Here is a 14,055-nt window from a genome sequence, read left to right on the forward strand (position 1 = left end):
AACCTGCTCATAGGGAGAACATGTAATGTCTCGCATGCTGGTAAAAACTGGTGTGGTGTTGTGGTTTGCGCTCCTGGCGGTGGTGTTGGCCGGGCCCGCGGGGGCCGAGGAAAAAGCGGCCCCCCACGAACAAATGAGTCTGGACCAGGTCTCCAATGAACTCAACAACCCCCTGACCTCTTTGTGGAGCATCAACAACGAGTTCGATTTTCAGTATTACGGAGGCGACGCGGGCGGTGATGAACTGCAGGCGGTGTGGCAGTTCAGACCGGTGATGCCAGTGGACCTGGGCAACAACTGGATCTACGTGAACCGCCCCACCATCCCCGTGGTTTTCCAACAGCCTTATTTCAACACAAGCTCCTTCAGCTGGGACGAGGATTCCGGCCTGGGCGACATTCAGTATTTGGGCCTCATCGGCAAGAGTCTGCCCAACGGCGTTGTGTGGGCCGGAGGCTTCACCTCCAGCTTCCCCAGCGCCAGCCCCAGCGTCTTGGGTTCCGGCAAGTGGTCGGTGGGCCCGGCCTTCGCGGTGGCCACCTTGCAGAAAAAATACGTCCTGGGGGCCCTGTACCAGCAATGGTGGTCCGTGGCCGGCCAGGAGGATCGCGACAACGTCAATTTTTCGGCCCTGCAGGTGTTTTATTTCCTGAACTTCGCGAACGGCTGGCAGGTGGGCGGCTCCCCGGTCCTGAGCGCCAACTGGATGGCCGACTCGGACAACCGCTACAACGTGCCAGTGGGCCTGGGAGTCTTCAAAACCCTGCGCTTGGGCAGGCTGCCGGTGCGTATCGGCGTGGAATACGATTACAGCGTGGTGCAGGAGGACACCTGGGGGCGGGACTATCTGATCAAATTCGTCATAACTCCGGTCATACCGTCGCTTTTCTAGGACTTCAAGAGAATTTTCCTGAATAGCGATCTGCTTGAATGCGCCAGGGAGGCCCTTGGCTTCCCCGGCGGTGTAAGGAGATAGGGTATGGCAAGCAAGCTCTGCTTCGCTCTCGAGGTGCGCAAATTGTTGGCCTCCGGACTCATGGCCGCCATGATCCTGTGCCTGCCATCCGCTGCGCCGCGGGCGGCGGATATCACCCGGGGATCGGTTACCGGCCAGGCCACGGCCAAGGGATACGACCACCCCAACCAGTACCTGCACATTCGCCCGGTACCCATCGCGCCCAACATGGAGCCGGTGATTTCTCATCCCGCCCAGGACCAGCAGGCCCGCCAAAAGTTGGCCGCGCTGGAGAAACGCTTCGGCAAGAAGCCCAACATCCTCATATTCCTGCTGGACGACGTGGGCTGGCTGGACCCGGGCTTCAACGGAGGTGGCGAGGCGGTGGGCAACCCCACCCCGGTGATGGACCGCCTGGCCCATGGGGGCCTGGTCCTTACCTCCGCCTATTCCACCCCCAGTTGCTCGCCCACCCGGGCCACCATCCACACCGGCCAGACCCCCCTGCACCACGGCCTGCTCAGGCCGCCCATGTACGGCGAGGCGGGGGGCCTGGACGGGGCCGCCACCTTCCCCATGGCCCTGCAAAAGCTGGGCTATGTGACCCAGGGGGTGGGCAAATGGCACATGGGGGAAAACCAGGGCTCCCTGCCTCAAAACGTGGGCTATGATGATTTCTACGGCTTTTTGAGCGTCTCGGACGCCTACACCGAGTGGCGGGACCAGTACTTCAACCCCGAGATCGCCCTAAGCCCCGGGCGTACCGCGGCCATGCAAAAGATGCCTTTTAACCACAACAACGTGCACTGCACCCAGTCCGACAAGGCCAAGTGCGTGGACGTATACGAAGTGAACCTGACCACCATCAAGAACCTGGACCAGGACTGGGCGGCCTACAGCGAAAAGTTCATTCGCAAGATGGCGGGGAGCAAGCAGCCCTTCTTCCTCTATCACGCCACCCGGGCCGCTCATTTCGACAATTACCCCAACGACGTCTACGCCGGCAAGTCGCCGGCCCGCACCGTTTACAGCGACGCCCTGGTGGAGGTGGACGACATCCTGGGCCGCCTGGTCAAGGCGCTGGAAGAGACCGGGCAGCTGGAAAACACCCTCATATTCTTCACTTCGGACAACGGCCCCGAGTGCGAGGTGCCTCCCCACGGCCGCACCCCCTTCCGGGGTTGCAAGGGCTCCAGTTGGGAAGGTGGGGTCCGGGTGCCGACCTTTGCCTATTGGAAGGGCGTGATCGTCCCGCGCCGTTCCGATGGCCTGTTCGACCTGGCCGACCTGTTCAACACCGCCATCTCCCTGGCTGGAGCCCCGGGGGCCCAGGCCGCCAAGTACGTGCCCAAAACCCACTACATCGACGGCATCGACCAGGCCAGCTTCCTTCTGGCCGACCAGGGCCAGTCCAACCGGCGCAGCCGCATCTACACCATGAACCAATTCCTCTCCGGCATCCGCATCGACGAGTTCAAGTTCAACACCGTGGTGCAGTTGGAGCAGGGCATCTTCCAGCGGGGCTACACCGGGGGATTCAGCGGGGCCATGGTGACCTCCACCGGCGGGGTGGCGATGATCAACCTGTATACCGACCCCAAGGAGGACGTGAGCGTGGGCATCCGTCACATCCCCGTGGATGTGCTTTTGGAAGCCGAGGGGAACCGCTACCGGGAGGTGCTAAAAAAGTACCCCCCAGTGACCAAGATCGGCTTCGGCCAAAACTAGGTCATGGGTGCACGCTGGCCAAAGGTGCTAGAGCAGAAAGGGATGTCGCCCGGCGGCCAAAGGAGGCCGCAAGCCATGGCCAACAAGCTGGGCCAGCCGGGCAAGTAATCATTGCCGGCGACCCGCCTTGGCCCAGTACTTGGCCAGGGCTGGCGTCCGCAAGCATTCGGATCCCAAGCTGGAAAAAAGGGGTTGGCCGAGACCGGCTAACCCCTTTTAATTATAGTAGGTAACGCTGAGCCCTCTAAGCCTCAATATTTTTGAGCCTGGCAGGCCTCGCCGGCTTCGCGCCACAAGGCCCAGAAGCTTTCCGGGTCGGCCAGCAAATAGTCGCGCATGGGCCTGCACTTGACGCGGAAAATATGGAAACGCGGGCTGGGCAGGCGCAGGGGGCACAGCGTTTCGAAGTTGGCCATGCCTTTGACCACCATCAAATCGGCGCGGCCCACCAGGTCCTTGAACTCCTGTGACGCCCGCTCCCATTCCACCCCGGCGCCATCCACCCCGGTGTCCGCCAAATTAGGGAACATCGGCATCAGCCCGGAGGCCTGCAGATCTGGCCGGGTCAGGTCGTTGAGGGCGGGCCCTCCCTTCACCACCAGGAACACCCGCTCAAAATGACGGCTGAGATGCCGGTACAGCGGCAGGTCGAAGAAAATCTCGCCGGCATTGTCGGTGAGATAAAGCGCCGTTCGGTGCCTGGTGGCCAGGAACCGCTCCAGCCGGGGGATATCGTCATGCTGCATGTCCACCCCGGCGGCAAGGACGCGCTCCACCTCGGCCATGGCCTCCTGCGGGGGCTTGAAAAAGTCCAGGCTGTTGCCCAAGGCGGCCAGCTTGACCAGGGAGGTCAAGTCCGCGCCGATCATTTTTTGCGCCCGGGCGGCGGCTCGCCTCCCGGTGGCTTGCTCCTGGGCCTTGAAGTTGCGGTAGGGGTCATGCACCCCGGTTTCCCGGCGGATGCCGCGCAGAATGCGGTTGGCCACTTCCGGCGAGGACAGGAGAGTGCCTGCGCTTTGGGCCATGGCCGCTCGCGCCGCCTGCTGGGCCCGGCGTAGCAATTCAGGGTCGCCTCCGGCGGCGAATTCCGCGGCGGTCGTGGTCAGATCTTCCAGGCACTGCCGGCACTGGGGAAAGGGCTTGAGCAGCCGGCCTTGTATAAAGGGTGAGGCTATCATGCCGCCTCTCGAGCAAGCCGGATTATCTTGACGCGCTTACCGAGCCATTTCACGGGCAGGTAGACCCTGCCGCTTTTGCCGCTGGCGGTCACCTGCTTCTCCACGACCTCCAGGCCGTAAAGTTCGAAACGAACCGAATTTCCTTCGCGGCGCTCGGCCACGCGCTTGGATTTTTTCGGTTTCGACAATGGGCTCCCCTGTGCCGCCGAGGTCTTGGACCGGGCCCCGTCCCGAGGGGACGGGGCCGCGGCCGGGTACTATTCCTTCTTCTGTTTCTTAAACGCCTGGTAGACGCGTTCGGGGGTCAGGGGCGTTTCATCGAGCACCAGGCCGGTGGCGTTGCGCACCGCGTTGAGGATGGCCGGGATGGTGGGCATGATGGCTCCCTCGCCCACCTCCTTGGCCCCGAAGGGCCCATTGGGCTCGCCGGACTCCACCACGATGCACTTGGTCTCGGGCATGTCCATCACCGTGGGGATGTGGTACTCGCCCAGGCTGGGATTGATGATGCGCCCCTGGGAGTCGAATTTCACCTCCTCGAAAAGCGCCTCGCCCAGGCCCATGGACACCGAGCCCTGCATCTGGGCCTCCACGCTGGTCAGGTTCACCGCCTGGCCGCAGTCGTGGGCGTCCGTGATGCGCTCCACCTTGATCTGGCCCGTCTCGAAGTCCACGCTCACCTCGGCCACCTGGGCCGAGCAGCCGTAGGCCGGGCTGGTGCCCACCGCCGCGCCCTTGTACTTGCCGCCCAAGACCGGAGGCTTGTACTTGCCCGTGGCCACCACCGTGCCCCGGCGCAGGTAGGCCAGGCGCGCCGCCTCGCGGAAGGTCAGCTCGTCGCCCTCCGGCGGGTCCGGCCAGCCGCGGTGCTCCTTGATGTAGCCCGTGCGGATGGCGCTGAAGTCCACCGGATCGCCGCTGATCTTGATCCGGCCCTCCTTGATGTCCAGGCGGCTCTGCTCGATGCCCAGCTCCTGGGCCAGGGTCTCCAGAATCATGGCCTTGAGGTTTTCCCCCGCCTCCTTGGCGGCGTGGCCGGTCATCAGGGTGGTGCGCGAGGAATAGGCCCCCAGGTCGATGCCGAAGTCGGTGTCGCCGCTCTTGACCCGCACCTGCTCGTAGTCGATGCCCACCGCCTCGGCGGCGATCATGGCCATGGTGGTCTCAGAGCCCTGGCCGATCTCGGCCGAGGCGGTGTAGAGCAAAATGCCCCCGCCGTCCTCGTCGGCCTTGATGATGATGGTGCAGTGATAGGTGTCGCTGCGATAGATGGGATAACCCGCGCCGGAGACGAAGAAGCCGCAGGCCACGCCGATGCCCTTGCCCGGCGGCAGCTTGCCCTTTTTCTCCGCCCAGCCGGAGCCGGTTTTCACCGCCTCCAAACACTCGCGCATGCCCAGGCTGCTCATGGCCAGGTCGTTGCAAGTAACGTCCCCGGTCTCCATCATGTTCTTCAGGCGAAGCTCGATGGGGTCCATGCCCAGCTTCTCGGCCACCAGGTCCAGCTGCTGCTCGAAAAGACCCCGGGCGATAACCCCGCCGTGGCCCCGCTGGGCCCCGCAGGCGGGCTTGTTGGTGTAGATGCGCTGGCCCTGGTAGCGCATGTTGGGCAGCTTGTAGGGGCCGCCCAAGAGAGAGCCGGCGTAGTAAACCGTGGCGATGCCGAAGGAGGAGTAGGCCCCGCCCTCCAGCGTGGCCTGGTGGTCCAGGGCCATCAGGGTGCCGTCCTTCTTGGCCCCCAGCTTCATGTGGTGGGTGAAGCCGTGGCGGGCCCGGCTGAAAAGAAACACCTGCTCCCTGGTGTAGGCCATGCGCACCGGACGCCCGGTCTTGATGGCCAAAAAGCTCGAGGCCAGCTCGATGGGGGTGGCCGAGGCCTTGGGGCCGAAGCCGCCGCCCACGTAGGGCTTGGCCACCCGCACCCGGCTCATGCCCAGGCCGGTGACCATGGCCACGGTGCGCTGCACGTAGTGGGGCACCTGGGTGGAGCTGTGCAGGTTGAGCACCCCGTCAGAGTCCACCAGGGCCACGCACTGGTTGGGCTCGATAAAGGCCCCGTCCTGACGCTTGGAATAAAAACTGCCCTCCTGGATGATGTCGCACTCGGCGAAGGCCGCCTCCACGTCGCCAAACTCCTGCTCCACCTTGGCGCAGACGTTGTCGGGAAATTCGTCGTGGATCCAGGGAGCCCCCTCGGCCATGGCCTCCTCCACCGTGAGCAGCACCGGCAGGGGCTCGTACTCCACCTCGATCAGCTCCACCGCCTTGAGCGCGGTGGCCAGATCCTCGGCGGCCACCGCGGCGATCTCGTCGCCCACGTAGCGCACCCGGTCCTTGGCGAAAAGATTCTCGTCGTAGCGGGCCGGCGACACCCCGTACTTGATGTCCGGCACGTCCTGGGCGGTGATCACCGCCACCACCCCGGGCAAAGCCTGGGCTTTGGAAATGTCGATGCTCTTGATCTTGGCGTGGGCCTGGCTGGATTGCAGCATGGCCCCGGCCAGCTCGCCTACGAATTTGAGGTCCTCGATGTAGCGGGCCTTGCCCGTGGACTTGTCGGGGGCGTCCTTGCGGGCCGCCCGGCCTCCGATTACCGAGAAGTTGCCGCTCATGATCTACGCCTCGCTCATCTTGGCGGCGGCGTCACTCACCGCCTCCACGATCTTTTCATACCCGGTGCAGCGGCACAGGTTGCCCGAAAGACCCTTGGTGATCTCCTCCCGGCTGGGCTGCGGGATAACGTCCAGCAGCGCCTTGGCCGAAAGGATCATGCCCGGGGTGCAAAAGCCGCACTGGATGGCCCCGGCGTCCACAAAGGCCCGCTGCAAGGGATGCAGCTCGCCACCGCTGGCCAGCCCCTCGATGGTCAGCACCTCCCGGCCCTGGGCCTGCAGCGCCAGCACCAGGCAGGAATTGACCGTCTCGCCGTCCAGGATCACCGTGCAGCAGCCGCAGTCGCCCACCCCGCAGCCGTGCTTGGTGCCGGTGAGCCCCAGCTCGTCGCGCAGCAGGGAGGTGAGGGTCTGATTGGGCTCCACCAACGCCTGGCGCACCACGCCGTTTACCGTAAGGGTGATGGCTTGCTTGCTCATGCTTGCGCCTCCTCGTTGCCTTGGGCCTGGGCCAGGGCCTGCTTCAGGGCCCGCTTGGTCAGGGTACGCACCATGTCCCGGCGGTAGGCCGCCGAGCCCCTGTGATCGTCGATGGGTTTGGCGTCGGCCGCCGCCGCCTCCGCCGCCGCCTCGATGGCCGCCTCGTCGGCCGCCCGCCCGGCCAGCGCCTGGGCCGCGCCCGGCGAGAGCAGGGGAGTGGGAGCCACCGCCCCCAGGGCCACCCGGGCCTCCTTGATGGTGGACCCGTCGTCCTCCAGCATCACCACCGCCGCAACGTTCACCAGCGCGATCTCCATCGCCTGGCGAAGGCCAAGCTTCTGGTAGCCGGCTCCGGAGCCCTCGGCGGGCTTGGCAATCTTCAGTCCGGTCAGCAGCTCGCCCGGCCGCTTGGCGGTCAGGCCCGGCCCCTGGAAGAACTCCTGCAACGTCACTTCGCGCGACCCGTCCGGACCGGCCAGCATCGCCTTGGCCCCCAGGGCCAGCAGCGGCAGGCACATGTCCGCCGCCGGGCGGGCGGTGCACACGTTACCGCCCACGGTGGCGCGGTTGCGCACCTGGGGCGAACCCAGGGCCCCGGCCCCCAAGGCCAGAACCTTGGCCGCGCCGGTGAGCTCGCCGCTGGCCGCCAAGGCCGAAGCGCTTAGGCGTGGTCCCACGATCAGCGAACCGTCGGCCGAGCTAAACTCATCCAACCCGGCAATACCCTCAAGGCCCACCAAGTGCTGCGGAGACAGCTTCTTGTGTTTCATGTTGACCAGCAGATCGGTGCCCCCGGCGATTATCGCCGCCTGGCCACCGTACTGCCCCAGCATCTCCAGCGCCTCGGCCACGCTGGCCGGCTGGTGATAGCTGAAACTGGGTAAAAGCATGTTCTTGGCCTCCCAAATAAGATGATTGCCGCCTGCGACGCAGCTAATGCTCGCCCCAACGCTGGAATAGGTTGTGCTCCACGCCCAACAGGTCCAGCGCCTTGCCGATACTCTGGTGAATCAGGTCTTGGATGCTCTGGGGCCGATGATAGAAAGCCGGCACGGGCGGCAGAATCACCGCACCGTTATCGGCCGCTCTGCTCATCAGTTCAAGATGACCCTTGTGCAGCGGCGTTTCGCGTACCATAAGCACCAAGGGCCGCCGTTCTTTCAGCGTCACGTCGGCGGCCCGGATCAGCAGGTTGTAGTTGAATGAGTTGGCTATGGCCGAGAGCGTCTTGATGGTGCAGGGGGCCACCAGCATTCCCCGGTGGAGGAAGGAACCGCTGGCGACCGCGGCGCCCACGTCCGAAATTTCGTGGACCCGCGTGGCCATGGCCTTGACCTCGTCCACCGAGTATTGCGTCTCTATGGCCAGGTTGCGGGCGCCCGCCTCGCTCAGGATGAGATGGCAGGGCTGCCCCAGGCCTTGCAGCACCTTGAGCGCCTCCACCCCGTAGATGACCCCGCTGGCTCCGGATATACCCACTACTAAAGGTAGCTGCGCCAAGACCTCCCTCGCTTTCCAGTTTCCGCCTGCCGCATGCTCAAGCCCGCAGGGCGCGGCAGAGGATTTCACCCTGCCGGGGGTAGTGCCGGAAACATCCCGCCATTCGCCTCACGCCGCGTGCCCGCAAGTTTGCACGGCGTCGGTTTTTTCGAATATCTTGTAACCGCCTTGTTCCAAGGCCTTGGCCACGACTCCCACGTCGGTGCCGCCGTCGAAACGCAGGATGATCCGTTTGTCCGTCACGTTGGGCAGGCGCATGGTGAAAACGCCGTGCAAAATCGCGCCGGTATCCTCCACCAACTTGGACACCTTGCTGATGGTGCCGCTCTCCAGGGGCAGAGCCTCCAGGGTGATGCCGCACCATACTTCGTTGGCCCCCAGGATGCTGCTCAGGGCCGAAAAAAGTTCCAGCGAGGAAACCATGCCCACCAACTTCCCGTTTTCCATGACCGGGTAGTTGCGGATCAAGTCGTCTTGGCCCTTGAGCATGCAGTATTCCACCGAGTCACCGGCTTCCACCGTCTTGGGCATGCGGGTCATGATGTCCCTGATCTTCAGGCGGTTCAAGAAGTACTCGGTTTCATACTCGCTCTGGGCCCGGGCCACGGCGGTAGCGCATCCTTGCAATTCCTTGCGGGTCACCAAACCTCGCAGTTCGCCTTGGTCGATCACCGGCAGAGCCCGCAGGTTATTTTCCAGCAGTAAGGCGATGGCATCCGCCACCAAGGTCCCGCTCTCCACGGTTATCGGGTCCCTCTCCATCCAATTGCGCAGAATCATCTAAACCCTCCCCGAAAGCACTCCGGCCTGGCTGGCCAGGCCCAAGGCCATGACGCTCATGGCGTTGTGAATTTCGCCGTCGGCCAACAGCCGCTCCAGTTCGTCGGGCGCGACCAGGACCACCTCTATATCCTCGCCCGCATCCTGCTCCTGGGCCCCGGTGGGCACCATCCCGGTTGCCGCCACAAAGTGGACCCGGTTGGCCAGAAGGGCGGGCTGGGGCCAGTAGCTGCCCAGGTCGCGCGTTTCTCCGCCGGCATAGCCGGTTTCCTCCTTTAGCTCGCGGAGGGCGGCCGCCACCGGGTCCGGGTCCGTGGCGTCTAGAAGCCCTCCGGGCACCTCCAGCCCGATTCGGCGGCTGGCGTGGCGGTATTGCCGGACCATGATTAGCCGGCCCTGGCTGGTCAGCGCCACGATCTGCAGCCAATCGGGCATGTGCACCACATAAAAGTCCCGTTCCTGGTCGGTGCGCGGCGAAAGGGCCCGGTCGCGGGTAACCGAGAACAGACCGACCTCGGCTACCGGTTGCGAGCTTAGCAAGGGCCATGCCTTGGTCATGCTATGACGCCGCTCCTACGGTCTCCAGGGGCAACAGCTCCACAAAGGCCTCCACCACCGCCTCGCCGAAAGCGACGTCTTCCAGGTTTGCGTCCACTTCGCGCAGGGTGATTTCAGGCTTCAGGTTGGAGCGAAGTTCTTGGGTGAACAGACGGTCTTCTTCCGGCGCGTATACCGATCCGCCTTCGCGGTCAAAGGAGCACCAGCCCTTGGTGGGCATCATAAAGGTCACCGGGCCCTGGGCTTGGTTCAGCTTGGCCGCGAAGGCTCGGGCCACTTCTTTTAGCTCTTCCGGGTCGAGGCGCAAGAAGGTTCTCAGCTTGTCCAGGTCGTACTTGCGCCGCTCGTAGTAATCGGGCTTGTAGCGCGACTTGCGCGGGCTCATCAGGTTCACGCCGCTGGGGGCGATCACCTGGGGGATGCCTCGTTTGCCCGCCGCCTCCAGGCGGTGGGGCCCGGCGGAGCGCATGCCGCTCATGATGTGTTCGCCCACCCCGCCCGGGGCCAGGTCCACCACCCCGGCGAAGTAGCCCTGGGCGATCATGTCCTCCATGGCCCGGTCGCAGACCCCGGCGGCGGAGAAGCCGATCACCTGGTAGCCCTTTTCCTCCAGCTTCATGCGCACCAGGTGGGCGCAGTGCTCGCAGGGCCCGAACATGCTCATGGCCACCAGGGCTTGGCCCTTGACCGACTCGGGGTTCACGGTCGGCACCTTGGCCAGGCCCAACGCGGCGGCGGCGGCCCGGTCCAAGACGCTGGTCAGCAGGGGCGAAAGCCCGGCGATCTCCACCACGGTATGGAACAAGAGCAGGTCCCCCGTGTCAATGTAGCGGGTGGCCAAGCCGGGCAGCGCGGCGGTGGAGGAGACCATGAGCTTGGGCAGTCCGAAGGGCAGGGCCCGCATGACCTCGGAGGCCATGAGCGAACCGGTGGAGCCGCCCAGGCCCACCACCGCGTCCAAGCTCCCTTTGGCGAAGCGCTCCGCCGCGAGGTTCACCGCGCCCTGGATCATGGCAGCGGTAATTTTGGCCCGCTCCCGTGAGGCCCGGATGTCTTCTATTTTCCAGCCGGCGGCGGCGGCCACTTGCCCGGGCGGGATCTCGCACGTCTGGCCCGAGTCCGCTCCCATGGACAAGTCCATGAGTACAACCTCCGCGCCGCCTTGTTCCATGCGTTCGCGCAAGTAGCGGGTTTCCTGGTGCTTAGTGTCCAGGGTGGATATTAGCAGCACCGTGGGCGGCATGTCAGGCCTTTTCCCTAGCCAGCTTGGCCGCGATGTCTTTTTTGAGGTCTTCCTTGTTGATCTTGCCGGAGTCGCCCACCGTGGGCATGTCTTCGACGATCTCCAGGCGCTCGGGCAGCTTGTACTTGGCGATCTGCTTGCTCAGCAGGAAATCGACCATGTCCTTGAAAGCGAATTCGGCGCCCGGCTTGGGCACGACGTAGGCGCAGGTCTTCTCGCCCATCTCCTCGTCGGGCATGCCCACCACCGCCACCGAACCCACGGCCGGATGGTTGTTGAGCATGCCTTCGATCTCGGCGGGATAGATGTTTTGACCGCCGCGGATGATCATGTCCTTCTTGCGGCCCATGATCCACAGGCACTCCTTGTCCAGCTTCACGATGTCGCCGGTGGTGCTCCAGCCGTCCGGGTTGAAGACCGTGGACGTCAGCTCCTCGTCGCGATAATAGCCGGCCGGAGCGTGGGGGCCCCGGAACCACAGCACCCCGGGCTCGCCGTCGGGCACCTGGTTGCCGTCGTCGTCCAGCAGCTTGACCACGTTGCCCGGCAGGGGGCGACCCACCGAGCCGCGCCGCACCTCCACCGAATCGGTGACCCGGCAGCCGCTCACCGAACCCACGTCCTGGGTGCCCAGGTCGCTGGTGATGGCCGCGCCGAAGCGCTCTTCGGCCTCGGAGGCCACCTTGGGAGGCAGATAGCCGCCGGCGGAGCGGATGAAGCGCAGGTTGGACAGGTCGTAGGACTCGATATCCTCCTCCAGCATGCGCACCAGGTGGGTGGGCACCACCCCGATGGCCGTGACCTTTTCCTTGGCCATGACCTCCAGGGCCAGGCGGGGATCAAACTCCTCCAGCATCACCGTCTTGGCCCCGGCCATGGGCGCGGCGAAGTAGGTCAGGGTGCCGGCCGCGCCGCCGGCGTGGGGGGCCACCGCCATGGTGATGTCTTCCTTGTTCAGGTCCCAGATGTCGATGCGCCCCTTGGCGGTGCACACCCTGGAGGCGATGGGCCACTCCACCAGCTTGGGTATGCCGGTGGTGCCGGTGGTGGTGGTCAACAGGGCCACGTCGCCGGTGGTGTCCAGGCGGCGAGAGTCCAAGAGAGCCTGATCGATTTTGCCCAGGTATTCCTGCGCGGTGGTCACCAGGCTCTTGGTGCCCTCGGGCGCCGCCGCCGGCACATCCTCATCGAACAGGTAGACCTGCTTGAGGCTGGGGAACTTCTGCATGAAGCCCTTGTACATTTCCAGATAGTCGAACTTGCGGTACACGTGGGGGATCACCACCATCGAGGCCTGGGTGAGCTCCATCATGTATTCCAGCTCGCGCTGGCGCAGATAGGGGTACACGGTCAGGGAGATGAGCCCGGCCCGCTCGGCGGCGATGCGGGCCAAGAAGCCGTAGACGCTGTTGGGCGACTGGATGATAACCCGGGCATCCTTGGGCAGCCCGCCCGAGGCCCAGGCCGTGGCGATGGCGTTGGTCAGGTCTTTGGCCTGGTTCCAGGTGACTCTGTAGCGCGAGTCCACCAAGGCCTCGCGGTCGCCCAGTTGGGCCGCGTTGCGATCATAGAAGTCAAAGAAGGTCTCATCGGTCCAAAAGCCGTTGCCTTTGAACTCGTCGATCATCGCTTGGGTGTATCGGATTGGTTTCATTTGTCTAGAGCCTCCTTGCCTGTCCGAGGGCGTAGTTGTCCCTTTGAGGTCGGTATGCACCACCCCATTTTTCGTGTCTTACTGCGCCTGGGTTTGTCGGCTGTGCGGGCCTTGGCAGCCTTATTTCATGGTTCTTTTCAGACTATCCGCCACCCTCTGGCCATCCGGTACCTCCTTCGGGGTTGGTACCTTAAGAGAGTTTTTTACCCATCATGAGATTGGACAAGATGTGATCCATGGCCGTCTTTTTGGGGCCTTGGGTCGGCGTTTTGTCCTGGTCTTTGCAACTCCATACGGTTTCCGGCCGGCTTTGCAGGATGAACACGTTGCCGGTCTTGGGCATGTCCTTGTCCACCGCCCATTCGATGTCCTGGGGGCAGCCGTAATGTTGTTCGATGACCTTGCCCATGCGGGCCAACTCCAAGACGTCCTTGTCTATGGTGGATTGGGCCATCTGCCGCTCCTTGGGCAGGGTCAGCTTGCGCGAGCAATGCTCGGCCGGCTCCAGGGTGTAGTAGACTTCCTTTTTGGAGATGGTCCTCTCCAGGATTTCCATGCTCACCTTGTCGACCCGGAAGTTGTCCGGGGTGACCTCGCCGGAAACCACCGACTCTCCGAAACCGAAGTTGGAATCGATGACGATCATGGAGCGGTCGCCGTTGCCCGGATTCAGGGTGAACATGACACCGGCGGTGAAGGCGTTGGCCATCTTCTGGATGCCCACGCTCAAGGCCACTTCCTCCTGGGCGAAGCCCATTTTGATGCGATAGGCGATGGCCCGGGCGGTGAAGAGGCTGGAGAAGCACTTGCGTACGTGCTCCAACACCGACTCCACGCCGCGAATCCACAGGAAGGTTTCCTGCTGCCCCGCGAAGCTGGCTCCGGGCAGGTCCTCGGCGGTGGCGCTGGAGCGCACCGCCACCGGGGTGGCGGGCAGTCCGCAAATCTTGGACAGGCGGCGATAGTATTCGGCTATGTGGTCTTCCAGATCAACCGCGATGGGGCAGGATTCGATCAGGCCCCGGATATAGTCACTGGCCTGATCCAGGGCCGCGGAGTCCTCGTGATTCAGGCCCTCCAGCGCCTCTTTGATCTTGCCGTCTAGCCCCCCGTCGCCGATGAAACGCCGATACGCTTCGGTGGTGATCGCATAGCCAGGGGGGACGCGAATACCCGCATTGATCAACTCGCCCAAAGAGGCGTTTTTGCCGCCCACCAGCGGCACCGAGTCCTTGTTGCACTCTTGAAACCAGCAGACCAGAGGTAATTGGGCCATGTTCGCTCCGCAGTGGCTTGTCACTGATAGCCGTGGGCGCCTTGTCCGCGGCAAGCAAGTTGATTTCGCCGAAGCCCGGCCGCCCCGGCGG

The 14,055-nt window shown here is 64.2% G+C and carries 13 protein-coding genes; 2 read left to right on the forward strand and 11 right to left on the reverse strand.

The window, feature by feature from the left end; translation table 11 throughout:
• Window positions 1–25 precede the first annotated feature (25 nt).
• A complete protein-coding gene (locus AACH32_RS04330; protein WP_338605553.1) occupies window positions 26–892 on the forward strand; it encodes a hypothetical protein in 867 nt (288 codons plus the stop codon).
• Window positions 893–979: 87 nt separating this feature from the next.
• A complete protein-coding gene (locus AACH32_RS04335) occupies window positions 980–2,683 on the forward strand; it encodes a sulfatase-like hydrolase/transferase (protein ID WP_338605554.1) in 1,704 nt (567 codons plus the stop codon).
• A gap of 251 nt (window positions 2,684–2,934) precedes the next feature.
• Here AACH32_RS04335 and AACH32_RS04340 read toward each other — a convergent pair whose 3' ends face one another.
• The 11 genes from AACH32_RS04340 to AACH32_RS04390 all read right to left on the reverse strand — a co-directional run bounded on the left by AACH32_RS04340 (window position 2,935) and on the right by AACH32_RS04390 (window position 13,964).
• The gene (locus AACH32_RS04340) at window positions 2,935–3,861 is read right to left on the reverse strand and encodes a damage-control phosphatase ARMT1 family protein (RefSeq protein WP_338605555.1); all 927 of its coding nucleotides are present in this window, start codon (window positions 3,859–3,861) and stop codon (window positions 2,935–2,937) included.
• Entirely contained in the window at window positions 3,858–4,049 is a 192-nt protein-coding gene (locus tag AACH32_RS04345; RefSeq protein WP_338605556.1) for a DUF2080 family transposase-associated protein, read from the reverse strand. Before AACH32_RS04345 ends, AACH32_RS04340 begins: the two co-directional genes overlap by 4 nt.
• A 69-nt stretch (window positions 4,050–4,118) precedes the next feature.
• Window positions 4,119–6,473, reverse strand: coding sequence for a xanthine dehydrogenase family protein molybdopterin-binding subunit (locus AACH32_RS04350; protein WP_338605557.1), 2,355 nt, complete (start codon window positions 6,471–6,473; stop codon window positions 4,119–4,121).
• A gap of 3 nt (window positions 6,474–6,476) precedes the next feature.
• Window positions 6,477–6,953, reverse strand: a complete 477-nt coding sequence (locus tag AACH32_RS04355) for a (2Fe-2S)-binding protein (RefSeq protein WP_338600079.1) — start codon at window positions 6,951–6,953, stop codon at window positions 6,477–6,479.
• The gene (locus tag AACH32_RS04360; RefSeq protein WP_338605558.1) at window positions 6,950–7,843 is read right to left on the reverse strand and encodes an FAD binding domain-containing protein; all 894 of its coding nucleotides are present in this window, start codon (window positions 7,841–7,843) and stop codon (window positions 6,950–6,952) included. Before AACH32_RS04360 ends, AACH32_RS04355 begins: the two co-directional genes overlap by 4 nt.
• Window positions 7,844–7,886: 43 nt before the next feature.
• The gene (locus AACH32_RS04365) at window positions 7,887–8,453 is read right to left on the reverse strand and encodes a UbiX family flavin prenyltransferase (RefSeq protein WP_338605559.1); all 567 of its coding nucleotides are present in this window, start codon (window positions 8,451–8,453) and stop codon (window positions 7,887–7,889) included.
• A 108-nt stretch (window positions 8,454–8,561) separates the two neighbouring features.
• Window positions 8,562–9,233: a CBS domain-containing protein gene (locus AACH32_RS04370; RefSeq protein ID WP_338605560.1), complete on the reverse strand. Its 672-nt coding sequence runs from the start codon at window positions 9,231–9,233 to the stop codon at window positions 8,562–8,564.
• On the reverse strand, window positions 9,234–9,791 hold the full coding sequence (locus AACH32_RS04375; protein ID WP_338605561.1) for an NUDIX hydrolase: 558 nt from the start codon (window positions 9,789–9,791) through the stop codon (window positions 9,234–9,236).
• Window position 9,792: 1 nt separating this feature from the next.
• Window positions 9,793–11,034 (reverse strand): Tm-1-like ATP-binding domain-containing protein, encoded by a 1,242-nt coding sequence (locus AACH32_RS04380; RefSeq protein WP_338605562.1) that lies wholly within the window; start codon window positions 11,032–11,034, stop codon window positions 9,793–9,795.
• A 1-nt stretch (window position 11,035) separates the two neighbouring features.
• Complete coding sequence (locus tag AACH32_RS04385; protein WP_338605563.1) at window positions 11,036–12,688, reverse strand: AMP-binding protein; 1,653 nt, start codon at window positions 12,686–12,688, stop codon at window positions 11,036–11,038.
• Between the two features lie 190 nt (window positions 12,689–12,878).
• Window positions 12,879–13,964: a PEP/pyruvate-binding domain-containing protein gene (locus AACH32_RS04390; RefSeq protein WP_338605564.1), complete on the reverse strand. Its 1,086-nt coding sequence runs from the start codon at window positions 13,962–13,964 to the stop codon at window positions 12,879–12,881.
• Between the last annotated feature and the right edge of the window lie 91 nt (window positions 13,965–14,055).

Source organism: Desulfoferula mesophila, assembly GCF_037076455.1.
GTDB classification, from domain to species: domain Bacteria; phylum Desulfobacterota; class Desulfarculia; order Desulfarculales; family Desulfarculaceae; genus Desulfoferula; species Desulfoferula mesophila.